The following is a 23,615-nucleotide window of genomic DNA, read 5'->3' on the forward strand; positions in this document are numbered from 1 at the left end:
GCGTATGAAGTTAGCCATTATTACCGCCTGCCCCAACGGCATGGTCACCAGCGTACTCTGCGCCCGCCTGCTGGACGCCGCGGCCCAGCGCCAGGGCTGGAGCACCAGCGTGGAAGTGCACGATGACGCACACCCCGAACGCCAACTGTCAGCGGCCACCATTGAGGCTGCCGAGTGGGTGCTGGTGGTCAGCACCGGGCCTGTGGACCTGTCGCGTTTTGTCGGCAAGCGGGTCTACCGCAGCACCCCGTCCCAGGCCCTGCAGGACGTCGATGCGGTGCTGCGTCGCGGCGCCGAAGAGGCTCAGATCCATGTCGCCAGCCAAGCCAGTGCCGAGCCGCTGGTCGAGGCCGGCCAGCGCGCGCCGCGCCTGGTGGCGATCACCGCCTGCCCGACCGGCGTGGCCCACACCTTCATGGCCGCCGAGGCCTTGCAGCAGACCGCCAAACGCCTGGGCTACGACCTGCAAGTGGAAACCCAGGGCTCGGTGGGCGCGCGCAACCCGCTGAGCGCCGAAGCCATCGCTGCCGCCGACGTGGTGCTGCTGGCGGCGGACATCGAAGTGGCCACCGAGCGTTTTGCCGGCAAGCGGATCTACCGCTGCGGCACCGGCGTGGCCCTCAAACAGTCCGAGGCCACCCTGAACAAGGCACTGGCCGAGGGCCAGCTGGAGTCCACCGCGCCAGGCGCCGCGACACCGGCCAAGCAGGAAAAGACCGGAGTCTACAAACACCTGCTGACCGGCGTGTCGTTCATGCTGCCGATGGTGGTGGCGGGCGGCCTGATGATTGCCCTGTCCTTCGTCTTCGGCATTACCGCCTTCAAAGAAGAGGGCACCCTGGCCGCGGCCCTGATGCAGATCGGCGGCGAGACCGCCTTCAAGTTGATGGTGCCGCTGCTGGCCGGTTACATCGCCTACTCCATCGCCGACCGCCCGGGTCTGGCGCCGGGAATGATTGGCGGCCTGCTCGCCAGCACCCTGGGCGCGGGTTTCATCGGCGGCATCGTCGCCGGCTTCCTGGCCGGTTATGCGGCCAAGGCGATCAGCCAATATGTGCGACTGCCGCAAAGCCTGGAGGCGTTGAAGCCGATCCTGATCATCCCGCTGCTGGCCAGCCTGTTCACCGGGCTGGTGATGATCTACGTGGTGGGCAAACCGGTGGCGGGCATGCTCGCGGCGCTGACCCACTTCCTCGACAGCATGGGCACCACCAACGCCATTCTGCTGGGGGTACTGCTGGGCGGGATGATGTGCGTCGACCTGGGCGGGCCGATCAACAAGGCGGCCTATGCGTTCTCGGTGGGGCTGCTGGCGTCCCAGAGTTATGCACCGATGGCTGCGACCATGGCCGCGGGCATGGTGCCGCCGATTGGCTTAGGGATTGCCACCCTCATTGCCCGCCGCAAATTTGCCCAGACCGAACGCGAAGCTGGCAAGGCCGCCCTGGTATTGGGCCTGTGCTTTATCTCCGAAGGCGCAATCCCGTTTGCCGCCAAGGACCCGCTGCGAGTGATCCCGGCGAGCATTGCGGGCGGCGCCCTGACCGGGGCCTTGTCGATGTACTTCGGCTGCAAACTGATGGCGCCCCATGGTGGTTTGTTCGTCATGTTGATCCCGAATGCCATCAACCATGCGCTGCTGTACCTGCTGGCGATTGTTGCAGGGAGTCTGCTGACGGCGGTTGTCTATGCCCTAGTGAAACGACCAGAGACCGTCGAACTGGCCCTGGAACCGGCCAAGGCGGCCTGACCTCCACGGCACATCCGTTGCGGCGCAATCCCGCAACGGCACCCGCTGTAGCCGCTGTCGCAGGCTGCGAACGCTCTGGGCGGCACTCCGTCGCAGGAGACGCGGCGATCTTGAAGACGCCAGAGGTTCGTCGGGACATCGCCAAGCAAGGCCCTGCGGTCCTTTTTGCAGCTTCGCAGGCTCAGCAGCGGCTACAGGCGGCTTTGTGTAGCCGCTGCCGCAGGCTGCGAACGGCTCCGTAGGAGACGCGGAGATCTTGAAGACGCCATAGGTTCGTCGTGAAATCGCCAAGCAAGGCCCTGCGGTCCTTTTCGCAGCTTCGCAGGCTCAGCAGCGGCTACAGGGCACGGCTTGGTGTAGCCGCTGCCGAAGGCTGCGAACGGCTCCGCAGGAGACGCAGTGATCTTGAAGACGCCCGAGGTTCGTCGGGACATCGCCAAGCAAGGTCCTGCGGTCCTTTTCGCAGCTTCGCGGGCTCAGCAGCGGCTACAGGCGGCTTGGTGTAGCCGCTGCCGAAGGCTGCGAACGCTCTGGGCGGCACTCCGTCGCAGGAGACGCGGCGATTTCAAGAGCGCTGGAAATCCTGCGTCCGAATCTTGGTCGATCTCAGCCTTTGGTGGTGGTAACGGTCGGCCAAGTCTCTTTCTTTTGTAAGGCGTTTCCGAGACACTCCCTGGCGCTTGCGGCTGGGTACTCGGCTCTCTAGGCTCGGTTCGTCACTGAATGTTCAGTGATCGGGTTTAGCAGCCTGATTCCAAGACACGCAAGTATGGCCCCTGTCCCGGTTGGCTTTTGGCCTGCCGAGTTCTGTTATGGCGGCTGTGCGTGGGGCGCCCTCGGGTGCGCCGGATTCCTTGGACCGGTCTGCTAACCCGCGTACAGCTGCCACCTTACGTTTAGCAGCGTCAGGTGGTGGCTCCACCCCAAGGAGCTACACCATGAAAAAGATCGTCCCCGATCCGCCTGTTTTCCATTCTGTTTCCCGTCGTAATCCCGACCACGATCTGGCCAACGAAGTCATTCGCCATGCGCTGGCCAACACCCGCGTAAACGGCTCGTTGATTGCGGCTCTGCACCCCACCGCCGCGGGTCCTGCGGGCACCGACTCGCCCTTCAGCGTTCGTCCCGGTATCAGCGCCGAGGAAGCCTTGCTCCACGTGTCCATGCTGCTCAAGGCGGCCGAGGAGGTGTCCGACGAGATCACCGAGCAGGCCAGCGGCATCGAGCGTGGCCTGATCTGGTCCCTGGTGCATTCGGTGGAAATGGCCCGTGGCGTGGTCGATGCCTTGCTTGATGGCAATCGCTCGGTTCCGTAGTCGAGATTTTCCGCCCGTTTGGCAAGGGGGCTCCGGCTCCCTTGCCATCAGGTTCAGAGGGGGCAGTCAATCGACGGCCTGGTTTTTCACCATGAGCAAGGCTGCACCCATGGTCATCAGTACGCCGCCAAAGAATCGGCTCTGAATGCTCAGGGCCGATGGGCTGCGCAGGTAGTGTTGCAGTCGGTTGGCGCTGTAGGCGTAGGTTGTCATCACCAGCGTATCCACCAGGGTCATGGTCAAGGCCATGAGTGCAAGTTGAGGGACTAAGGGCGGTGTCTGGTTTATGAAATGGAGCAGGATGGCCACCATGAAAACAATGCCTTTGGGGTTGGATATGTTAGTTGCAAATCCGCTCAGGAAGAGTCGAGTGGTCGGAACGCCGGAGTGTCCTGCTTCAGCCTGGCTTTGAGTCCCGACACTGCGCCAAGCCCGATCTTTCCGTTGAGGGGATGAATAGAGAAAACGGAGATTTTTGTACGCTAAGCCAGTTGGAGAGGCTGAAACCCTTTGCCAATCCAGTTTATGTCCGTTTGAAGTACACCCTAATCGGGCATCAAGTCGACGCCCCACGCAACGTCAGAATAGGGCCAATGCCGATATTTTCTGACGCCTCACTGGCATTCTCCAAGACTTCAACCAGACAAGTCGCAGGCTTAGCGTTCGATTTTTCCCGAGTTCTGTTGGCTTCCCTGATACGCGCCACTACGCGCCCGATGGCTCGCGGCGGTACTTCCTTCGCTCTGATCTTTCCCTGCTTTGGGGTCTCTCCTGAAAGCGGTCATACCGCCTACTTGAAAATATGCATTTATGCATTAAAAATGCTTGAGTGCATGACTGGTTTTTTATACAGTGGTTGTGTCGGGCAGGCCTGATCGACTTTCGAACACGCAATAACACCGAATTAAAGGATAATGTGCATGTCAAACACCAACGACTACCTGGGACCTGGTGCTTCACAGACGGGACCAGGCTCTTATGTATTACCTGCGACAACTATCTACGGAACATCTGCCGGGGTTAGCGCTATGGGAGATAGTTTCCGTATCACCGCAGGTCCAAATACAACCAAATACGATCCTCATCGTGAGGCAATGCTTGCTAATAGGGCCGAATACAAAGAGTTTCATACTGAGCTATCTAGGATTGAAAAAGAAGTAAAAGAAAAATACGAAGACATTTTATCAAAAACTGATAAATACGTTCAGGATGAACTTCAAACATCCGGAGTTTCAAGCATACAAAGCAAACTCAGTGTTGAAAAACTACAGAGAGACACAAAAACCCTAGAAGACTTAATAAACCGCAGAGAATCCGATCGCCAGATCTTAATCGAGCAATCAAAAGCCTACTCAGGGAGTGACCCCCTTAGTTTGAGCATCGAGAAAAGAAACTCTTATGCAATTTTGGGGGCGCCAAGATATAGGCCTACCGTCAAAGCACAAATACAAAAAAACTATGGAGAATCGTATACAGCGGCTTATCAAGCTAAATGGCTCGAAGTACTCATTAAAAACTTAAAGTCCGAGCTTTACTTGCGTCAGATACAAATTCCTGAAGCACAGGCCGAGGCGGCTAGAGTTGCTAACACATTCCACATGCAAGGCTCGGTGGCTGTTGCACAACCGTTGTTTACAGCCGTTAGAGGAACGCTTGCCGTCGAAGGTGGAGCGGTGGCGCTAGCGACCGCTATTCGTTCGGCCATTGCAGGACTCGCCGGCCTTGTAGCAGGAGCCGCATCAAGCGCAGCAGTCGGGGTGATTGCATTCTTGGCTTTCCCTCGTGAACTGGGCAATGGTGAATTGCCGGAGCGCTATTCCTTTAGCACGCCGCTTTCCGATCTAGCACCGAACCTTAGCTCGCAAGCGTTGCAAACCGCAGCAGCTGTTGATGGCACAGTCGACCTGCCGGTGCGTATCAGCTCGAAAACTGCTGAAGACGGACGATCCAAGGTGTTTGTCGTCAAGACCGACGGGGTTACCGTACCATCCAAGGTACGGGTAGTCACGGCAAGCTACAACGCTGGACAGAACGTCTATACAGCGACCACCGCCGACGTGCCGTCGAGGACCTTGACCTGGACACCGGTCGTGTCTCCCGGCAACAGTTCAACGAGTCTGCCAGCAGAAACAGCCCCATCCCCCGTTTACAACGGAGCAACCATCACTCCCGTTGAAGGACGCATCGATACCTTTCCCGAAGTGACCGACGCCAGCTTTGACGATTACATTTTGATCCTGCCCGTCGGTACAGGATTTGTTCCTCTGTATCTTATGTTCCATAGTCCTTACGGGGAAACCAATGCCAAGGGACAATACAGTGGTCGTGATTACAATACGAATAAAGCCGGTGGTCCTGTTCTTGATCTTGATTGGCGTACAGCGACCATAGATCAGGCAGGCGTGAATCAAGTGAAACTGCATACCAGCCGATTTGGTGAGTCGCCCGATAACAAAGTGATGATTGATCGTCTGGAGAGAATTCTGAAGGGTGTCCTACAGGTCACTGATATTGATAAACGTTTTTACACCCATGAGATTAGGGAGCTAGAGCGTTATAGAAACCTTGGAGTTAAGGATGGTGAAATTCCAGAAAACAGAACCGAAGTTTGGAATAATACCCATACTGCAACTCTGGAGGACTATAAAATCAATGAAAAAACGCAGCCTTTGTATACTCCAGAGGCCGAAGAAGCATACTTTAAGTAACAGGAGAGCAAGCTATGACCGAACAAGAAAGCATGTTCAAGAATGAAAGCGTGGAAGATATTCTTTTACATTTCGCCCCGCGCATCCCCTATCCAAGCATCGACAGAATGTATGTTAAATATAACTTTGAGGTGGTTGCAGATGGAAAGCTATTGCGGACATATCAAAAATTAATCAAAGAAGGAAAGTTGGTGGAAAATAAAAAACCCCTCCCAGAAAAGGGCCCAAACTGGAAAGAACCGAACTTTGTCACTGAGAAAAGATACTCTTTTGAATAACGTGTGATGCCATTTGCATCCGCCCAGTTTAAACTAGGCGGATGCAGGTTCTGGGTGCAACACGATATTATCGTCAAAAAGCTCAGTCATCGAGGAAAATAGGTGGCTGAGCTTTTCGGCCTTTGAGACCTCTGAATATGTTGCCATAGAGCTTCTTGGCAAGAAATGCATAAATGCATAAGACGCGTTTTTATTTTGATTCAGGTATCTCAATATCCATCAAACCGGACACACTCAGACTGATAAAGGGTTTCAGCCACGCCAAGCGGCTTAGCGTACAAAAATCACCGTTTTCTCTATTCCCCCCTTGAATTGATGTCGTGCGCGTTACGCGTCGCCTTGGGCACCGCTGGCCATGTCATCAAGTCTTTCCCGCCGAGCTTTGAATGTCTGGTTATTGGTCCAGGGCGATTGTGTAGTGGTCAACGAACCACTTCACTGCCGTATAGGCAGCTAAGAAAAACAAGTCCGCCAAGCGGCTTTATGTCGAGGTCTTCACTGCCCTGTAGGCAGCTCAGAAAACTCACGGTCTGGGCCACGGCCGTGCGTAGCACCTCACTTCCGTGTAGGCAGCTAAGAAAACACGCGTGAGCAGCATGCTTAATCCAGGTCGCAGCCTCGCCACCGTCCTGTCACACCCCCTTCATCCCCACTGACTAAGGTTGCCTTTTGACCATTGTCAGGGAGTCACCATGAGCGAGTTCAACCTCGGCCGTCGTCGGATCATGCAAATCGCCGGGGCGGGGCTGTTGCTGCCGAGTCTGGCGCCGGCGGTGATTGCGTCAGTCAAGGATCGGCCGCAGCTCACCGATGGGGTGCAGTCCGGGGATCTGCTGGGGGATAAGGCGATGATCTGGAGCCGCAGCGATCGACCGGCGCGGATGGTGGTGGAGTGGGACACGCGAAGCATGTTCAGCAACCCTCGGCGTTTCATCTCGCCCCTGGCCGATGCGCGGACCGACTTCACGGCGCGGGTGGAGTTGACCGGGTTGCCGGCCGATCAGGCGATCTTCTATCGGGTGACCTTCGAGGATGCGCAATCCGGTGTGGCCAGTGAGCTGTGGTTCGGCCATTTGCGCAGTGCGCCGACGCAACGCCGGGACATCCGTTTTGTCTGGAGCGGCGACACGGTGGGCCAGGGCTTCGGCATCAACCCGGACATCGGCGGCATGCGTATCTATGAAGCCATGCGCCTGCGTTTGCCGGACTTCTTTATCCACAGCGGCGACACCATTTACGCCGACGGCCCGGTGCCGGCGCAGTTGACCGTGGAGGACGGGCGCGTCTGGCGCAATATCACCACCGAGGCCAAGAGCAAGGTGGCCGAGACCCTCGACGAATACCGGGGCAATTACCGCTACAACCTGATGGACGAGAACCTGCGTCGCTTCAACGCCGAGGTGCCGCAGATCTGGCAGTGGGACGACCACGAGGTGGTCAACAACTGGTCGCCCGGCAAGCAGTTGGACGAGCGCTACGCGGTCAAGGACATCCAGACCCTGGTGGGCCGCGCGCGGCAGGCGTGGCTGGAATATGCGCCGATGCGCCGGCAGAGCGCCGATGGCGGCGGGCGGATTTACCGCAAGCTCAGCTATGGGCCGCTGCTGGATGTGTTCGTGCTGGATATGCGCAGTTATCGCGGGGCCAACGATGACAACCTCGGTGGGGCGAAACCCTTCCTGGGCCGTGAGCAGCTGGATTGGTTGAAGCGTGAACTCAAGGATTCGCAGGCCCAGTGGAAAGTGGTGGCAGCGGACATGCCGATTGGCCTCGGTGTGCCCGATGGTGAAGTCAGCCCCGGGGTGGCGCGTTGGGAGGCCGTTGCCAACGGCGACCCGGGACCGGCCCAGGGCCGGGAGTTGGAGATTGCCGAATTGCTGGCGCATCTGCGCAAGCATCAGGTTCGCAACCATGTGTGGCTGACGGCGGACGTGCATTACTGCGCGGCTCACCATTACCATCCGGATCGCGCGGCGTTCCAGGATTTCGAGCCCTTCTGGGAGTTTGTCGCCGGCCCGCTGAATGCCGGGAGTTTCGGGCCCAATGTGCTGGACAAGACCTTCGGCCCGGAAGTGGTGTTTCAGAAGGCGCCGCCGGCGCAGAACACTTCGCCCTTTGCCGGTTTTCAGTTCTTTGGCGAAGTGCAGATCGACGGGCAGACGGCAGAGCTGAAGGTGATCCTGCGGGACCTGGATGGCGTGGCGGTGTACGAACACAACCTGCAACCGGTGTAACTCTCCTCGCCAGCACCCTGTTCCCTAGGAGCCGTCTTGCCGGCGAAGAGGGCCTTAAGCCTTGCGCTGTTCTGACGGGCGCCTTCGCTGGCAAGCCAGCTCCTACGGAGGGGGCAGCAGGATCGATGTAGGAGCCGGCTTGCCGGCGAAGTGTCTGACGCCTCAGTAGACGTCGCGGCGGTAGCGCCCCTGTTCGATCAGGCGTTCGACCTGGTCTGCGCCCAGTACCTCGTTGAGCACCTGATCCACCCCTGAAGCCATGCCCTGCAAGCTGCCGCAGATGTAGATCGCGGCGCCGTCGGCCAGCCATTTTTTCAGTTCGTCGGCCGCTTGGCGCAGGCGGTCCTGGACGTAGACCTTCTCGGCCTGGTCCCGGGAGAACGCCAGGTCCAGGCGGCTCAGGTCGCCCCGGGTGCGCCATTCCTGCAGTTCATCCTTGCAGTAGAAATCATGTTCGGCGTTGCGCTCGCCAAAGATCAGCCAGTTGCGTTGCTGGCCCTCGGCGATCCGTGCCTTGAGCAAGCTGCGCAGGCCCGCCAACCCGGTGCCGTTGCCCAGCAGAATCAGCGGGCAAGGTTCGGCCGGCAGGTGGAAGCCGCTGTTGCGGCGCACCCGCAGGCTGATGCTGGAACCTACCGCGGCATGCTCGGTGAGCCAGCCGGAACCAATCCCCAGGCTTCCATCGGGGTGGCATTCCTGACGCACCAGAAGTTCCAGGCAGCCGTCGGCGGCAATCGAGGCGATGGAGTATTCGCGCATGCTCAGGGGCACCAGTGCGTCCACCAGGGCCTGGGCATGTAGCCCCACCAGATGGCTGCGGTTGTCTGGTAGCTGGCGGCTGCCCAGGGCCTGTTCCAGGCTTTCTTGCAGGCCATCCAGTTGCACCGGGGTGTTGCCGGAGAGGCCCAGGCCGGCGAGGAAGTCCGCCACCGCGCCGCGGCTGTTGCGTGGCATGACTTCCACCAGATCCCCGGCCAGCCAGCTACTGGTACTGGGGGCCAGCAACTGCAGCAGGTAGACCCCGGAACCGCTGCTTTCAGGGTTGAGCAGGGTACGGGTGTTCAAGGTCCAGTTGTCGAAGGCCGGGGCCTGCCACAGGTCCACGGGAGCCTGTCCGGTCAGTTGGCCCAGTTGCTGTTGCCAGTGGCGCAGGGCGTAGCTGTCGCCGCTGTCCACTTCGATGGGAGCGAACAGAGTGCTGGCGCCCTGGTTCGCCAGCCAGTCGTGCAGGCGCCGGGCAAAGCCGCAGAAGTGCTGATATTGGCGGTCGCCGAGGCCGAGCACGGCGTATTGCAAGCCCGCAAGCGGTAGCTCGCGGCCCAGCAGTTTGCGTTCGAAGCCGCGGGCGCTGTCTGGGGCTTCGCCGTCGCCGAAGGTGCTGACTATGAACAGCGCGCGTTGGGCGCTGCGCAGATCCTGTTCGCTGAGGCTGGCCAGCGACTGGACCTTGGCGCTGACCCCAGCGGCTTGCAATTGCCCGGCAGTCTGCCAGGCCAATTGTTCGGCAAAGCCGCTCTGGCTGGCGAAACCGATCAGCCACGCGGAGCCATCGTCGGCGCTGCTTTCCAGGCCTTGGCGTGCGTTCTTGATCTGGCGCTTCTTGCGCCGGCGATCCAGGTACAGCAGCCAGCCGGTGACGAAGAACAGCGGCATGCTCAATGAAGCCAGGGTCAGCACGATGCGTCCGATCAGGCCGAAGTAGCTGCCCACGTGCAGGGCGTAGACGCTGGTGAGCAACTGCGCCTTGAGGCTCTTGTCGGTGTAGCGCTCATGACGGCTGATGACCCCGGTGGTGGGGTCCAGGGTCAGCTGGTTCAGCGCTCGATCGTGGGGCGAGTCCTTGAGCAGGTAGAACACTGTCGCCGGCTGGCCGGCCACCGCGGGCATGCGGATGTTGTAGGCGCTGAGGTCCTTGCCGGCAGCGCTGTAGAGGCTGCTCCACAGGGCGTTGTAGTCCGCCACGGGAGCGGGGCCCTTGGGCGGTGGGCCACCGCGACCGCCGCGCTGGCGTTCACTGTGTGGCGCGTCAGAGAGCAGTTTGGTCAGGCCCTCCCGGTACCAGTCGTAGGACCAGTACAGGCCGGTGAGGGCGAACAGCAGGTAGAACAGCAGGCACCAGGTGCCGAACACCGCGTGCAGGTCCCAGTTGAAGCCGCGGCCTTTCTTGGCCCAGTCCAGGGTCAGCCATACGCGCCAGTTGCCGACCTGGCGCGGCCAGCGCAGGTACAGGCCGGACAGGCAGAAGAAGATCAGGATCAGGGTGCAGGCGCCGGTGATCTGCCGGCCGGTGTCGCCGATGGCCAGGAAACGGTGCAGCTGCAGCATCAAGCCGAAGAAGTCCTGGCCGACCGCGTCGCCCAGGAACTCGCCGGTGTAGGGATCGAAGTAGCGCATCTGGCCACGGCGTTCCCCCGGCGGCGGGGTGAAGAACACCCGTGCGGCGTTGCCGCTGTCGGTTTCCACCCAGAGCATGGACACGGTCTTGCCTTCGGCGGCCTGGATTTTGTCCACCAGTTCGGCGGGTGGCAGCACCCCGGCGGGGAGCTTGTCGACTTGCAGCACCGATGGGTTGAGGGCGCGCAGGATCTCGTCCTGGAACGACACCGTCGCCCCGGTGATGCCCATCAGGGCCAGGATCAGCCCCGCGCTGATGCCGAAGAACCAGTGCAGCTGGAACAGGGTTTTCTTCAACACGTCACTCGCCTTGTTCGTCCAGAGAGAGAAAACACGGCGCGCAGTATGCCGTGGGTTGTCGAGAAGCATTCTTTTTTACACGCAAAAGCCCCAGGCATTGCAATGCGTGGGGCTTGGCGGCCTGTGGCGGGGGCCACAGGCGGTCGGGTGCTGGGTCAGAAGTGGAAGTTGGCGCTCATCAGGGCGGTACGGCCGGCGGCCTGGTTGGCGAAGTGCGCCGCGAAGGCCTTGTCGTAGTAGGTCTTGTCGGTGAGGTTCTGCACGTTCAACTGCAGGTCGACGTTCTTGGTCAGCTTATAGCTGGCCATGGCGTCGTAGCGGGTGTAGGACGGTACGTACACGGTGTTGCCGGTGTCGCCGTACACTTCGTCGACGTAGAACGCACCGCCACCGACGGTGAGTTTCGGGGTGATGGCGTAGGTGCTCCAGAGGCTGAAGCTGTTTTTCGGCGTGTTGGGCATTTCATTGCCTTTGGCCGATGCTGCACCGGCGGTGATCACGCCGTTACGACCGGTCAAGCCGGGGTCGACCAGCTCGCTCTTGAGGTAGCTGTAGCCAGCGAAGACTTGCCATTTGTCGGTGATCTTGCCGCTGGCGCCCAACTCCAGGCCATCGACACGGGACTCACCAGCGTTCTGGTAGGTCAGTGCGTCCACCAGGACCCGGGTGTTTTTCTTCTCGGTGCGAAATACCGCAGCGGTGAGGGACAGGCGGTCGTTGAGCACGTTCCACTTGGTACCCAGTTCGTAGTTGACCGTCTCTTCAGGTTGCAGGTCGCTGGTGCTGGCGCCGGCAGCCAGGGGGTTGCCCTCTGCGCCTTCACCCACCAGGGCACCGGCCGGGGTGGCCGAGGTCGCGTAGGAGGCGTAGATGCTGCCGTTGTCGGTCGGCTTCCAGACCAGGCCAGCCTGCCAGTTCCAGAACTGGCTGTCGTCCTTGAGCTTGCTTCTGGCCTTGACCGTGGCAGTGGGTACCGCGTTGGTGTTGGCCACGGTGTCGAAGGTGTCGTAGCGCAGGCCGACGTTCAACAGCCATTGCGGGTCCAGTTCGATGGTGTCGAAGACGTAGGCGGCACGGCTGGTGGCCTTGGTGTTGGTGCCGTTGTAGTTACGGGTGATGCTGCCGGTCCAAGGGTCGTTGGGGTTCGGGTTGCCCAACGAGGTGCAGCTGGGCGTGTTGCCCGGATTACATACCTGGGCAGTATTGCCTGCGATGTTGTAGCTGCTGACCCGGGTTTCTTCGCCCGTGAACTCAAGCCCGGTGGAGTAATTGTGCTTGAAGCCCAATGCGTGGAATTCACCAAACAGATCGGTCTGGTTGGTGGTGGTTTCCGTGGTCGAGACGCGGCTGTTGGCGCGACGCCATACGGTGCCGTAGCGGTTGACGTTGAACTTGCTGTCGTCCGGCTGGGTGAGGATGTAGTCCTGCCCGGTGTTGCCGTGACGCAGAGTGTTTTTCAGCGTCATGCTGTCGCTCAGGTCATGCTCGATGGAGATGGTGCTGATGTCCGCGCGGGTCTTGCGGAAATCACGGCCCTTCAAGCCGTAGAAGTTGCTGCTGTCGCCACCGTCGTTGGGTTTGTCGTGAACGTGGGCCGTGGCGCTTGCGGAGCCGTAGCCATACGGAATGCCCGAATCTGGCAGGTCGTCGCTTTCCATGTGGTAGTAGCTGACATTGACTCGGGTCGGGGTGCCCAGGCCGAAGGTCAGCGATGGCGCCACGCCCCAGCGGTCGTAATTGACGGCGTCGCGGCCAGCCACATTCTGTTCGTGGCTCATCAGGTTCAGACGGAACGCGGCACCCTCGAGGAACTGACGGTTGACGTCCAGGGTGTAGCGACGGGTCTGGTCGGAACCGTAGGTGAAGCCGCCATTGAGGAAGTCTTGTTGCTTGGGCATCTTGCTCGTCAGGTTCAGGCTGCCGCCTGCCGAGCCACGCCCACCAAAGGCGGAGTTCGGGCCTTTGCTCACTTCAATGGTTTCGATGTCGAAGATCTCGCGGCTCTGGCCGCCGGTGTCACGCACACCGTCGAGATAGGTGTCGCCCTGGGCGTCGAAACCACGAATGAACGGGCGGTCACCTTGAGGGTTGCCACCTTCACCGGCACCGAAGGTGATGCCCGGTACGGTGCGCAAGGCGTCTTGCAGGGAGGTGGCAGCGGTGTCCTTGAGGACTTGCTGTGGAACCACAGTGACCGAGCGCGGCGTATCCACCAGCGGGGCGGTGTACTTCTGCGACGAAGCCTTTTCCACTTGGTAGGAGGTGTTGTCCTGGGCCTCACCAGTAATGCTGGTGGCATCCAGGGCAATGGCCTTGCCCGCCGTCTTTTGCTGGGTGTCTTGCGCGGCCTGGACCATATGGCCCGCGGAGCCGGCGGTAATCGCCACGCCAATGGCGGAGGCCAGCAGGCGCGGTGAACTGACAGCGGATGGTGGTTGTTGGCGTGACATGGTGGTTCCCCTCCCCAAGGATTTGAGGTCGCGGAATATAGGGGAAAGAAACAATCGTTATCAATTGCGAAACGTTACTATTCGCGCTGAATTTACAATCTTTACAATTTATCCTTACGGTTTTTGCGCGCTCATTCGTCACCGGGTTTTACACAGTCAATAAGAATCAATACCATTGACGACCTTTCGCTGCTCAGGTACCTGGCCATGTTGCTGCACATCCCCGGCGTGTTCACCCGTGATGAAGTGGGGCGCATCCGCGAAGCCCTGGAGCAGGCGGACTGGGCGGATGGCAAGATCACCGCCGGTTACCAGTCGGCCAAGGCCAAGCACAACCTGCAGTTGCCCGAAGGGCACCCGCTGGCCCAGGAGATCGGCGCGGCGATGCTCGATCGCCTGTGGCAGAACCCGCTGTTCATGTCCGCCGCCTTGCCGCACAAGGTGTTCCCGCCGCTGATCAACTGCTACACCGCCGGCGGCAGTTTCGACTTCCATATCGACAACGCCGTGCGCCAGCCCAAGGGCAGCGCGGAGCGGGTGCGCACCGACCTGTCGTCGACCCTGTTCTTCAGTGATCCCGAGGATTACGACGGCGGCGAGCTGGAGATTCAGGACACCTACGGCCTGCAGCGGGTCAAGCTGCCGGCGGGGGACATGGTGCTGTACCCCGGCACCAGCCTGCACAAGGTCAACCCGGTGACCCGCGGCGCTCGCTATGCCTCCTTTTTCTGGACTCAGAGCCTGGTGCGCGAAGACAGCCAGCGCGCCTTGCTGTTCGAGATGGACGGAGCGATCCAGGAATTGACCCGGGATGTGCCCGAGCATCCTTCGCTGATCCGCCTGACCGGCACTTATCACAACCTGCTGCGGCGCTGGGTCGAGGTGTAGGCGGTGACTGTTCAACTTCGCCGCGAGGAAGTCCTCGACGGCGCGCAACTGAGCGCCATGCTCCAACAGAGTCCGGCCCGTGCAGCCCAGGCGATATTGGTGGCGGCCCGAGAGGGGCTGGTGGAGGCCCAGGCGCTGCTGGGACAGATCCTCCTCGACGGCCACGGCATCCAGCAGGATCAACCCCTGGCCTTGCGCTGGTTCGAAATCGCCGCGCGACGTGGGCACCTGATGGCGCGCAACATGCTCGGCCGCTGCCATGAGCACGGGTGGGGTTGCCCGGCGGATGCCGCCCGCGCTGCCGGGCATTATCGATTGGCCGCCGAAGCGGGGCTGGACTGGGGGCTGTACAACTACGCCAACCTGCTGGCCACCGGCCGTGGTGTGGCGCAGAACCAAGCCCTGGCACTGGCCTGCTATCGCCGTGGGGCAGAGCTGGGGCATGCCAAATCGATGAACCTGCTGGGGCGTTACCTGGAGGAAGGGCTGGTCTGCTCGGCTGACCCCGAGGCGGCCCGTGACTGGTACCGACGCTCGGCCGAAGGCGGGGATTTCCGTGGACAGTTCAGCTATGCGGCGGTGCTGGCCGATGCCGGTCGTATCGACGAAGCCGTGGATTGGCTGCAGCAGGCGCTAGCTGGCGGCAATCTGAATTTCCTGCGGGTGGCTTGCGCTGCGTTGCTCAATGCCACGCATCCAAAGATTCGCGAACTGGCCCTGGCCTATCAGCGGCGCGCAGCGCAATTGGGTGATGAACGGGACGTAGAGCGGCTAGCTGTGTTGGCTTAAATCACTATGATTCAAAGCTAATCGCTTTTAATCATTCTGATGCAGGCCTCCCTCATGCCCGCGACAAAAGTACTGACCGCCCACATTCCCTTGGATCTGGCGGATAAGGTCGATCAACTGGCTTCTCGCCTGGAGCGCTCCCGTGCCTGGATCGTGAAGCAAGCATTGGTGGCCTGGGTTGACCAGGAAGAAGAGCGCCGCCGACTGACGCTTGAGGCCTTGGCAGATGTCGATGCTGGAAGGGTTGTCGATCATCAGTCAGTGCTGGCTTGGGCAGAGAGTCTGTCTGGCGACAACCCCCTGCCTTTACCAAAATGAGACAGTTGAAATGGACGAGCAAGGCGCTATTCAATCTGGCTCGGCTGTTTGAATTTCTCGCTCAGGTTAATCGCTCGGCTGCTGCTCGGACCGTGCAATCCCTCGTGCGGGCTCCAGATGCGCTTCTATCTAACCCTCGATTGGGAGAGCAGTTGGAGGAATTCAAGCCGAGGGATGTTCGACGGTTGCTGGTGGGGCATTACGAGGTGTGTTATGAGATTCAAGGCATGGCCTTGTCCATCCTGCGTATTTGGCATGTCCGGGAAGATCGTTGAGCCACTGAATCGCACGCATAAAAAAGCCCATGACACGTCATGGGCTTTTTCTTGCAGCTTGCTGCTAGCAGCTAGCCACTGTCCTTACAGGTAAAACGCCTTCAGCGGCGGAAAGCCGTTGAATTCCACCGCGCTGTAGCTGGTGGTGTAGGCGCCGGTGGACAGCCAGTACAGGCGGTCGCCGATGGCCAGGTTCAGCGGCAGGCCGTACTTGTAGTTCTCGTACATGATGTCGGCGCTGTCGCAAGTTGGGCCGGCGATCACCACTTCTTCCACTTCGCCTTTCTTCTCGGTCCAGATCGGGAACTTGATCGACTCGTCCATGGTTTCGATCAGGCCGGAGAACTTGCCCACGTCGGTGTAGACCCAGCGCTCGACGGCGGTGCGGGATTTACGCGCCACCAGCACCACTTCGCTGACCAGGATGCCGGCGTTGGCAATCAGCGAACGGCCAGGCTCGAGGATGATTTCCGGCAGCTCGTCGCCGAAGTCTTCCTTGAGGAAACGGATGATTTCCTCGGCGTAGGTTTCCAGGCTGTTGGTACGGGTGATGTAGTTGGCCGGGAAGCCACCGCCCATGTTGATCAGTTTGAGCTCGATGCCGTCTTCTTCCTTCAGGCGTTCGAAGATCACTTTGACCTTGGCGATCGCCGCGTCCCAGACGCTGATGTCGCGCTGTTGCGAACCTACGTGGAACGACACGCCGTAAGGCACCAGGCCCAGGTCGCGGGCGAGGATCAGCAGGTCCATGGCCATGTCGGTCTGGCAGCCGAATTTGCGCGACAGTGGCCAGTCGGCTGTGGTGGAGCCTTCGGTGAGGATGCGCACATAGACTTTCGAACCCGGGGCGGCCTTGGCGATGTTGCGCAGGTCGGCTTCGGAGTCGGTGGCATACAGACGCACGCCCTTCTCATAGAAGTAGCGGATGTCCTTGGATTTCTTGATGGTGTTGCCGTAGCTGATGTTGGCCGGGTTGACGCCGCGGCCCAGCACTTTGTCCAGCTCGTAGATCGAGGCGATGTCGAAGCTGGAGCCTTTTTCGTGCAGCAGGTCGATGATCTCGGCGGCCGGGTTGGCCTTGACCGCGTAGTAGACCTTGGCGAATTCGAAACCGGCACGCAGGTCGTCATAGGCCTGGGCGATCATCTGGGTGTCGATGACCACGAACGGGGTTTCTTGCTGGTCGGCGAACGCCTTCATTTTCTGAAAGGTTTCGCGCGCAAAATAGTCTTCGACGTTAATCGACATGCGTTGGGAGCTCCTACTGGCAAACGTTAGAAATCAATGGGTGCAAATGAACGTCCTCCGTATCCCCACTTTGGTTCGCCTACTTCCCAAGGCATGTCGCCGAAAGCAAAAAGGCCATGGGAAAGTTTCCCTTGGCCTTGCTGTCTCGTCGTCAGTACTTGAGCCGGATGGATCGTTTCCAGCATGGACGTTCGGCGCGAACTTTAGGTGGTGAGGGGCCTGAGATCAACAAAAAATGTCGCGTTTTTGCACTTGTCTGACGTGCGTAAACGACACCTCTCTTTGTAGCCGACACAGATGACGGACAGATGTTCCCGAAGATTTTCCAGGTGTTAAAAATACCTGCACGTTCGACGCTGTTGCGCGCCAAGTGTCTGGAAAGTATGAAGGCGTCAACATCGGCGACGTTAGCGACGACAGGCTGGTCAGAGGGGGATCTTGGCTGTTTCGGGAGGTATCGCCTGACGGCGTTTGTGGGGGCGGCTGTTGATATTTTTTTCCGCCATGTAAGTGGGCCGAAAAACCAGTGGCGAGGGCGCTTGCTCCCGGTGAACTGCGCAGCAGTTCCACTCTTTTTGGCAAAGAGGGGCCGCTGCACGGCCCCGGGGCAGCAAGCGCCCTCGCCATAGGTTCGTTATTGGCTATTTATTGATCAGGCGACCACTGCCTCAGCCGGCGAGACGATGTTGGTCTTCATCCCCCGCGAACGCCCGGAGCTCAGGTAGGCCGCAATGGATTCCTGGGTCACCTCACCGAGAAATACCCGCTCGGCATCCAGCACCGGCAGCCATGAACGGTTGAACTCGTACATGCGCGACAGAAGAATCCGCAGGTGTTCGTCGTAGGCGGCGGTGGCGTTGAACTCCCGCAGGAACTGGGCGCAGGTGCCGGTCTGACGATGCAGGTCGCGACGACGTACATAACCCAGGGCCTTGTTCTCGGCGCAGGTCACCACCACGTAGCGGCGGTCATGTTCGTCCATCAGGTCCAGGGCCTCGGCTACCGGGGTTTCCGGGCTGACCGATGGGGCGTTGTCTGCCGCGTCTTCGGCCTTGACCAGCAACAGGCGCTTGAGGGTGCTGTCCTGGCCGACGAAGTTGCTGACGAAGTCGTCCGCCGGGTGGGCGAGCAAGGTGTCTGGGTGATCGATCTGCAGCAGCTTGCCGGCGCGGAAGATGGCGATCTTGTCACCCAGCTTGATGGCTTCGTCGATGTCGTGGCTGACCATGATCACGGTCTTGTTCAGCGCGCGCTGCATCTCGAAGAACTCGTTCTGGATCATCTCGCGGTTGATCGGGTCCACCGCGCCGAAGGGCTCGTCCATCAGCAGTAGCGGTGCGTCCGCCGCCAGGGCGCGGATCACCCCGATGCGCTGCTGCTGGCCGCCGGAGAGTTCCCGCGGATAGCGGTGCAGGTACTGCTTGGGCTCCAGCTTGATCATGCTCATCAGCTCGCGGGCACGGTCGTGGCATTTCTGCTTGTCCCAGCCCAGCAGCTTGGGCACCACCACGATGTTTTCCTCGATGGTCATGTTGGGGAACAGGCCGATCTGCTGGATCACGTAGCCGATGTTGCGGCGCAGGGTGACTTCGTCGAGGTCGGTGGTGTCTTCGCCGTTGATCAGGATCTTGCCCGAGGTGGGTTTGATCAGGCGGTTGATCATCTTCAGCGTGGTGCTTTTGCCGCAGCCCGAAGGGCCGAGGAATACGCAAATTTCGCCTTCATTGACGGTCAGGCTTACGGAGTCAACGGCGGTGATGGTCTTGCCGTTGCTTTGGAAGGTCTTGGTCAGCTTTTGAAGTTCGATCATTTGAGCAGTCCTTTTGGTGTCAGCGAGCGTTGCAGCCATTGCAGAAGCAGGTCGGCGAAGATGGCCAGGAGACTGACCAGTAGCGCGCCGACGATCAGCATCGACATGTCGCTGCGGCTGATGGAAGCAAGAATGAGTACGCCCAGGCCGCCGGCGCCAATGGTGGCGGCGATGGTCATGACGCCGATGTTCATCACCACGGCGGTGCGCACCCCGGCGAGGATCACCGGCACCGCGATCGGCAGTTCGACCATGCGCAGGCGCTGGCCGAAGGTCATGCCGATGCCGCGGGCGGCTTCGCGGATGCCCGGCTCGACGCCGGTCAGCGCCAGGTAGGTGTTGCGCATGATCGGCAGCAGGGAATAGAGGAACACCGCCGTGATGGCCGGCAGCGGCCCCAGGCCCTGGCCGAACTTGGAGTAGAACGGCAGCAGCAGGCCGAACAGGGCGATGGAAGGGATGGTCAGCAACACCGTGGCGCTGGCCTGCAGCGGGCCGGCCAGGGTCGGGAAGCGGGTCATCAGGATGCCCAGGGGCACACCGAAGACAATCGCCAGGGTCACGGCGATGCCCACCAGGGTGATGTGCTGCCAGGTCAGGTGCAGGACCTGGGCCCAATCGAGATGGGAAAAGGCGTTCAAGAATTCCATGTCTTCTCCTCTCTATCAGTGGTTGATCGGATGCTGGCGCAGGAAATCTGCGGCCACGGCGGAAGGGCTTTCATGGTCGACGTCGACCCGCGCGTTCAGCTGGCGCATGGTTTCGTCGTCGAACAGTGCCGCCAGCGGCTTGAGGTCCGCCGCCAATTGCGGGTGGGCGTCGAGATACGCCTGACGCACCACGGGGGCGGCGGTGTAGTCCGGGAAGTAATGCTTGTCGTCTTGCAGCAGCTTGAGCTTGAAGGCGTTGAGCCGACCGTCGGTGGTGTAGACCAAACCGGCAAATACCTGGCCATTGCGCAAGGCGGTGTAGACCAGGCCGGCATCCATCTGCCGGGTGTTCTTGCGGGTCAGGTTCATGTCGTACAGCTTGACCATGCCGGCCAGGCCGTCGGAGCGGTTGGCGAACTCGGTGTCCAGGGCCACCAGGCGGTTTTCCTTGGAGTTTTCGGCCAGGGCTCGGGTCAGGTCGCTGATGCTGTTGATCTGCGGATGTTCCTTGGCCACGTTCTCCGGCAGGGCCAGGGCGTAGGTATTGCTGAACTTGGACGGCGCCAACCAGACCAGGCCTTTTTTCGCGTCGAGTTCTTTGACTCGGGCGTAGGACTGCTGGCTGTCGAGTTTCTCGTCGATGTGGTTGTAGGCCACCAGCGAGACCCCGGTGTATTCCCAGATCAGGTCCAGCTGGCCGCTTTCCTGGGCGCTGCGCGCCAGGTTGCTGCCCAGGCCGCCGGTGACGCGGGTGTCGTAACCCTTGCTGCGCAGGTACTGGGAGGTGATTTCCGCCAGCAGAGTCTGTTCGGTGAAGACCCGGGCACCAATGCGGATCAGTGGTTTTTCCGCGGCTTGCACCCATCCAGCGAAAAGCAGGATGCAGCCGAGTATCAGGCTTGTTTTTTTCATGTTCATTCCTTGGCGCTTACGGACTTAGGACGGGCGCAGACCACGTTCCAGCCAGAGGCGGCTGGCCAGGGTGACCAGGCCGTCGAGGAGCAAGGCCAGCAGCGCAGTGCAGGCGGCGCCGAGCAGCAATTGCGGCTGATTGTTCAGGGCGATGCCGGGGAAGATCAGGCTGCCCAGGCTGTTGGCGCCGATCAGGAAGGCCAGGGGCGCGGTGCCGACGTTGATCGCCAGGGCCACCCGCACGCCACCGATGATGATCGGCACGGCATTGGGCAATTCGACTTTCCACAGCACCTGGCGCGGCGTCATGCCGATGCCGACCGCGGCTTCCTTGAGGGAACCCTGGACGTTTTTCAGGCCTTCGTAGGTGTTACGCACGATGGGCAGCAAGGAGGCGAGGAACAACGCGAAGATGGCCGGGCCACTGCCGATGCCGAGAATCCCCAGGGCGATGGCCAGGACGGCCAGAGGGGGGACGGTGTTACCGATGTTGAACACTTGCATGAAGCGTTCGGCGCGTCCGACCATGCTCGGGCGGCTGAGGAAGATGCCGGCGGGGATGCCCACCAGCAGTGCGGCGAGCATGGACGCCAGGACCAGGAACAGATGAGCTTGCAGGTAGAACAACAGATCGTCGCGGTAGTGTTCGATCGTCGTGATGCCGATCCAGTGGACCAGCAGGGCCAGGAGGGCGATGACCGCAACCCCTCCTATCAGCCCTTTGCCATAGCGAATAGCCACAGGCGGACTCCTTTTTTCAGTCGGCGGGCACTTTCCCGTGTGGCAAGGCCATTCCTGGCTGCCGCGAAAGTACGCGCGAAAAGCAGCTCGTCGAGTGCCGGCAAAGCGGCGGGTGAACGAGCCATGAGCGCAGCTTCGTCAAGCTAACGTGCTGATATTTCAGCCCCTGACGACAGCGCGTGACAGGGGAGTGGACGTCTCCACGTTTTAAAAGGTTCCATACTTGGCAGCATTTAGCCACCGTTTATCTGCCGCGCGGTGGCCTGGGCGACGGGGGCAGCGGTGGCCCGCGCGGCTTTGTCTGGGCTATAATCTGCGCCCTTTTTTGATCACCGCCAGGCGATTTCCCATGACCAACCAGGCCGCCGAAGTCGCGAAACGCCGCACTTTCGCCATTATTTCCCACCCGGATGCGGGTAAGACCACCATCACCGAAAAGCTCTTGCTGATGGGCAAGGCGATTGCAGTGGCGGGTACGGTCAAATCGCGTAAGTCCGATCGCCATGCCACTTCCGACTGGATGGAGATGGAGAAGCAGCGCGGTATTTCCATTACCACGTCGGTCATGCAGTTCCCCTATCGCGAACACATGATCAACCTGCTGGACACCCCGGGCCACGAAGACTTCTCGGAAGATACCTATCGCACTCTGACTGCCGTGGACTCGGCGCTGATGGTGCTCGATGGCGGTAAGGGCGTTGAGCCCCGGACCATCGCCCTGATGGACGTCTGCCGCCTGCGGGATACGCCCATCGTCAGCTTCATCAACAAACTCGACCGCGATATTCGCGACCCGATCGAGCTGCTGGACGAAATCGAAGCGGTGCTGAAGATCAAGGCCGCGCCTATCACCTGGCCGATCGGTTGCTACCGCGACTTCAAGGGTGTGTACCACCTGGCGGGCGACTACATCATCGTCTACACCCCGGGCCACGGCCACGAACGTACCGAAACCAAGATCATCGAGAAACTCGACTCCGACGAAGCCCGCGCCCACCTGGGTGACGAGTACGAGCGTTTCATCGAGCAGTTGGAACTGGTGCAGGGTGCCTGCCACGAGTTCAACCAGCAGGAGTTCCTCGACGGCCAGTTGACCCCGGTGTTCTTCGGTACCGCCCTGGGCAACTTCGGTGTCGATCACGTGCTCGATGCCGTAGTGGACTGGGCGCCACTGCCGCTGGCTCGTGTTGCCAACGAGCGCAGCGTCGCGCCCCAGGAAGAAAAATTCAGCGGTTTCGTGTTCAAGATCCAGGCGAACATGGACCCCAAGCACCGCGACCGTATCGCCTTCATGCGCATCTGCTCGGGCAAGTACGAGAAGGGCATGAAGATGCGTCACGTGCGCACCGGCAAGGACGTGCGCATCGGCGACGCCCTGACCTTTTTCTCCTCCGAGCGTGAACAGCTGGAAGAGGCCTACGCTGGCGACATCATCGGCCTGCACAACCACGGCACCATCCAGATCGGCGACACCTTCACCGAAGGCGAGGCCCTGGGCTTCACCGGTATCCCGCACTTCGCTCCGGAACTCTTCCGCCGCGTGCGCCTGAAGGACCCGCTCAAGTCCAAGCAACTGCGCCAGGGCCTGCAACAGCTGGCCGAAGAAGGCGCGACCCAGGTGTTCTTCCCGGAGCGCAGCAACGACATCATCCTCGGCGCCGTCGGTGTGCTGCAGTTCGATGTGGTGGCCAGCCGCCTGAAGGAGGAATACAAGGTGGAGTGTTCCTATGAGCCGATCACCGTGTGGTCCGCCCGTTGGATCGACTGCAGCGACAAGAAGAAGCTGGAAGAGTTTTCCAACAAGGCGGTGGAAAACCTGGCTTTGGACGGCGGTGGTCACCTGACTTACCTGGCACCGACCCGGGTCAACCTGGCGCTGATGGAAGAGCGCTGGCCGGACGTGAAATTCCGCGCCACCCGCGAACACCACTAAGTTCGCCTGTAACACCCCAAGCCCCGCTGTGCAGACAGCGGGGCTTTTTATTGCGCGCAGGATAGGCCCGCCGCCCCGTAGGAGCTGGCTTGCCAGCGAAGGCGGCGGACGCGGCGGTGCATGGCTTGCGGGCCTCTTCGCCGGCAAGCCGGCTCCTACGGGTTGTGGTGTATTTCAGGGAGCGCCGTTAGTCGGAAGGGCCCGGCAGGTTTGGCTGTCGATAGCCTGCTATCTGGAAAAGCCGGGATATCGGGACTAGGTTTCAGACAGTGCTGTGACCTTCGCAAGGTTGGGCGCAGCCTTTGATGATTCACCTGTGAAGGATGGAATCGGCTATGAATATTTTTCAACGCACGCTGTTGCTGATCAAAGTGCTGGTGATGCTGTCGCTCGGAACCTCGGCGGCCTGGGCTCACAATCTGCTGGAGGTCAAGGAGCCGGGCTTTTCGTCGACCATAGGCGAACCGGAACAGATGCTCGCCAAGTCCGAGTCGGAGCCGGGGGATGAAGGGCAGGGAGGCAGTTCGGGCGATGACGATCAGACCACCGACGATGACGACGAGGGTGACAGCCAGAGCTAAAAGAAAACCCCTGGCCACGGACTGATGCGCAATCCATTGC

19 protein-coding genes are annotated in these 23,615 nt (G+C 60.5%); 11 read left to right on the forward strand and 8 right to left on the reverse strand.

What is annotated here, in order from left to right; genetic code table 11:
• The first annotated feature begins 4 nt into the window (after window positions 1-4).
• Window positions 5-1,750, forward strand: a complete 1,746-nt coding sequence (locus ACMGF8_RS09305) for a PTS fructose-like transporter subunit IIB (protein ID WP_416759374.1) — start codon at window positions 5-7, stop codon at window positions 1,748-1,750.
• Between the two features lie 938 nt (window positions 1,751-2,688).
• Window positions 2,689-3,066, forward strand: coding sequence for a hypothetical protein (locus ACMGF8_RS09310; RefSeq protein WP_102861100.1), 378 nt, complete (start codon window positions 2,689-2,691; stop codon window positions 3,064-3,066).
• A 66-nt stretch (window positions 3,067-3,132) separates the two neighbouring features.
• On the opposite strand, the gene ACMGF8_RS09315 is transcribed toward ACMGF8_RS09310, so the two are convergent.
• On the reverse strand, window positions 3,133-3,639 hold the full coding sequence (locus ACMGF8_RS09315; protein ID WP_207167053.1) for a LysE family translocator: 507 nt from the start codon (window positions 3,637-3,639) through the stop codon (window positions 3,133-3,135).
• Window positions 3,640-3,986: 347 nt separating this feature from the next.
• Here ACMGF8_RS09315 and ACMGF8_RS09320 point away from each other — a divergent pair, with 347 nt between their 5' ends.
• The 3 genes from ACMGF8_RS09320 (at window position 3,987) to ACMGF8_RS09330 (ending at window position 8,286) form a co-directional block, all read left to right on the forward strand.
• Window positions 3,987-5,774 (forward strand): S-type pyocin domain-containing protein, encoded by a 1,788-nt coding sequence (locus ACMGF8_RS09320; protein ID WP_416759377.1) that lies wholly within the window; start codon window positions 3,987-3,989, stop codon window positions 5,772-5,774.
• A gap of 14 nt (window positions 5,775-5,788) precedes the next feature.
• Window positions 5,789-6,052: an immunity protein gene (locus ACMGF8_RS09325; protein WP_102861103.1), complete on the forward strand. Its 264-nt coding sequence runs from the start codon at window positions 5,789-5,791 to the stop codon at window positions 6,050-6,052.
• A 692-nt stretch (window positions 6,053-6,744) separates the two neighbouring features.
• A complete protein-coding gene (locus ACMGF8_RS09330) occupies window positions 6,745-8,286 on the forward strand; it encodes an alkaline phosphatase D family protein (protein ID WP_102861104.1) in 1,542 nt (513 codons plus the stop codon).
• A 162-nt stretch (window positions 8,287-8,448) separates the two neighbouring features.
• Here ACMGF8_RS09330 and ACMGF8_RS09335 read toward each other — a convergent pair whose 3' ends face one another.
• Both ACMGF8_RS09335 and ACMGF8_RS09340 read right to left on the reverse strand, forming a co-directional pair.
• Window positions 8,449-10,980 (reverse strand): PepSY domain-containing protein, encoded by a 2,532-nt coding sequence (locus ACMGF8_RS09335; protein ID WP_102861105.1) that lies wholly within the window; start codon window positions 10,978-10,980, stop codon window positions 8,449-8,451.
• Between the two features lie 155 nt (window positions 10,981-11,135).
• Window positions 11,136-13,430 carry a TonB-dependent receptor gene (locus ACMGF8_RS09340; RefSeq protein ID WP_416759380.1) on the reverse strand — a complete coding sequence of 765 codons (2,295 nt, stop codon included), beginning with the start codon at window positions 13,428-13,430 and terminating at the stop codon, window positions 11,136-11,138.
• Window positions 13,431-13,637: 207 nt separating this feature from the next.
• Between ACMGF8_RS09340 and ACMGF8_RS09345 the strand changes: the two genes are divergently transcribed.
• Genes ACMGF8_RS09345 through ACMGF8_RS09360 form a run of 4 tightly spaced genes read left to right on the forward strand, consistent with a single transcriptional unit; the run spans window position 13,638 to window position 15,700 of the window.
• The gene (locus tag ACMGF8_RS09345) at window positions 13,638-14,318 is read left to right on the forward strand and encodes a Fe2+-dependent dioxygenase (protein WP_060842472.1); all 681 of its coding nucleotides are present in this window, start codon (window positions 13,638-13,640) and stop codon (window positions 14,316-14,318) included.
• Window positions 14,319-14,321: 3 nt separating this feature from the next.
• Window positions 14,322-15,107 carry a tetratricopeptide repeat protein gene (locus ACMGF8_RS09350; RefSeq protein WP_416759383.1) on the forward strand — a complete coding sequence of 262 codons (786 nt, stop codon included), beginning with the start codon at window positions 14,322-14,324 and terminating at the stop codon, window positions 15,105-15,107.
• Between the two features lie 54 nt (window positions 15,108-15,161).
• The gene (locus ACMGF8_RS09355) at window positions 15,162-15,425 is read left to right on the forward strand and encodes a CopG family ribbon-helix-helix protein (RefSeq protein WP_083236103.1); all 264 of its coding nucleotides are present in this window, start codon (window positions 15,162-15,164) and stop codon (window positions 15,423-15,425) included.
• Entirely contained in the window at window positions 15,422-15,700 is a 279-nt protein-coding gene (locus tag ACMGF8_RS09360) for a type II toxin-antitoxin system RelE/ParE family toxin (protein ID WP_305948972.1), read from the forward strand. The genes ACMGF8_RS09355 and ACMGF8_RS09360 overlap by 4 nt, the downstream gene beginning before the upstream one ends.
• Before the next feature lie 84 nt (window positions 15,701-15,784).
• Here the strand turns inward: ACMGF8_RS09360 and ACMGF8_RS09365 are convergent, their stop codons facing one another.
• From ACMGF8_RS09365 to ACMGF8_RS09385, 5 genes are all read right to left on the reverse strand, one after another.
• Window positions 15,785-16,948: a type III PLP-dependent enzyme gene (locus ACMGF8_RS09365; protein WP_102861110.1), complete on the reverse strand. Its 1,164-nt coding sequence runs from the start codon at window positions 16,946-16,948 to the stop codon at window positions 15,785-15,787.
• A 652-nt stretch (window positions 16,949-17,600) separates the two neighbouring features.
• Entirely contained in the window at window positions 17,601-18,758 is a 1,158-nt protein-coding gene (locus tag ACMGF8_RS09370; RefSeq protein WP_102861111.1) for a betaine/proline/choline family ABC transporter ATP-binding protein, read from the reverse strand.
• Window positions 18,755-19,408, reverse strand: coding sequence for an ABC transporter permease (locus ACMGF8_RS09375; protein WP_102861112.1), 654 nt, complete (start codon window positions 19,406-19,408; stop codon window positions 18,755-18,757). The genes ACMGF8_RS09370 and ACMGF8_RS09375 overlap by 4 nt, the downstream gene beginning before the upstream one ends.
• A gap of 15 nt (window positions 19,409-19,423) precedes the next feature.
• Window positions 19,424-20,320, reverse strand: coding sequence for a glycine betaine ABC transporter substrate-binding protein (locus tag ACMGF8_RS09380; RefSeq protein WP_115581598.1), 897 nt, complete (start codon window positions 20,318-20,320; stop codon window positions 19,424-19,426).
• Between the two features lie 24 nt (window positions 20,321-20,344).
• Entirely contained in the window at window positions 20,345-21,061 is a 717-nt protein-coding gene (locus tag ACMGF8_RS09385; RefSeq protein WP_102861114.1) for an ABC transporter permease, read from the reverse strand.
• A gap of 349 nt (window positions 21,062-21,410) precedes the next feature.
• Between ACMGF8_RS09385 and ACMGF8_RS09390 the strand changes: the two genes are divergently transcribed.
• Window positions 21,411-22,994 carry a peptide chain release factor 3 gene (locus ACMGF8_RS09390; RefSeq protein WP_102861115.1) on the forward strand — a complete coding sequence of 528 codons (1,584 nt, stop codon included), beginning with the start codon at window positions 21,411-21,413 and terminating at the stop codon, window positions 22,992-22,994.
• 335 nt (window positions 22,995-23,329) lie between these two features.
• The gene (locus ACMGF8_RS09395; protein WP_205413460.1) at window positions 23,330-23,575 is read left to right on the forward strand and encodes a hypothetical protein; all 246 of its coding nucleotides are present in this window, start codon (window positions 23,330-23,332) and stop codon (window positions 23,573-23,575) included.
• Window positions 23,576-23,615 lie beyond the last annotated feature (40 nt).

This window comes from Pseudomonas sp. BNK-7 (genome assembly GCF_048072025.1).
Taxonomy (GTDB): Bacteria; Pseudomonadota; Gammaproteobacteria; order Pseudomonadales; family Pseudomonadaceae; genus Aquipseudomonas; species Aquipseudomonas danubii.

What these genes read in the sequence shown, in the direction of transcription:
- ACMGF8_RS09305 (WP_416759374.1), top strand. Translation starts at nt 5, where the DNA reads ATGAAGTTAGCCATTATTACCGCCTGCCCCAACGGCATGGTCACCAGC.
- ACMGF8_RS09310 (WP_102861100.1), top strand. Translation starts at nt 2,689, where the DNA reads ATGAAAAAGATCGTCCCCGATCCGCCTGTTTTCCATTCTGTTTCCCGT.
- ACMGF8_RS09320 (WP_416759377.1), top strand. Translation starts at nt 3,987, where the DNA reads ATGTCAAACACCAACGACTACCTGGGACCTGGTGCTTCACAGACGGGA.
- ACMGF8_RS09325 (WP_102861103.1), top strand. Translation starts at nt 5,789, where the DNA reads ATGACCGAACAAGAAAGCATGTTCAAGAATGAAAGCGTGGAAGATATT.
- ACMGF8_RS09330 (WP_102861104.1), top strand. Translation starts at nt 6,745, where the DNA reads ATGAGCGAGTTCAACCTCGGCCGTCGTCGGATCATGCAAATCGCCGGG.
- ACMGF8_RS09340 (WP_416759380.1), bottom strand. Translation starts at nt 13,430, where the DNA reads ATGTCACGCCAACAACCACCATCCGCTGTCAGTTCACCGCGCCTGCTG.
- ACMGF8_RS09345 (WP_060842472.1), top strand. Translation starts at nt 13,638, where the DNA reads ATGTTGCTGCACATCCCCGGCGTGTTCACCCGTGATGAAGTGGGGCGC.
- ACMGF8_RS09355 (WP_083236103.1), top strand. Translation starts at nt 15,162, where the DNA reads ATGCCCGCGACAAAAGTACTGACCGCCCACATTCCCTTGGATCTGGCG.
- ACMGF8_RS09360 (WP_305948972.1), top strand. Translation starts at nt 15,422, where the DNA reads ATGAGACAGTTGAAATGGACGAGCAAGGCGCTATTCAATCTGGCTCGG.
- ACMGF8_RS09365 (WP_102861110.1), bottom strand. Translation starts at nt 16,948, where the DNA reads ATGTCGATTAACGTCGAAGACTATTTTGCGCGCGAAACCTTTCAGAAA.
- ACMGF8_RS09370 (WP_102861111.1), bottom strand. Translation starts at nt 18,758, where the DNA reads ATGATCGAACTTCAAAAGCTGACCAAGACCTTCCAAAGCAACGGCAAG.
- ACMGF8_RS09375 (WP_102861112.1), bottom strand. Translation starts at nt 19,408, where the DNA reads ATGGAATTCTTGAACGCCTTTTCCCATCTCGATTGGGCCCAGGTCCTG.
- ACMGF8_RS09380 (WP_115581598.1), bottom strand. Translation starts at nt 20,320, where the DNA reads ATGAAAAAAACAAGCCTGATACTCGGCTGCATCCTGCTTTTCGCTGGA.
- ACMGF8_RS09390 (WP_102861115.1), top strand. Translation starts at nt 21,411, where the DNA reads ATGACCAACCAGGCCGCCGAAGTCGCGAAACGCCGCACTTTCGCCATT.
- ACMGF8_RS09395 (WP_205413460.1), top strand. Translation starts at nt 23,330, where the DNA reads ATGAATATTTTTCAACGCACGCTGTTGCTGATCAAAGTGCTGGTGATG.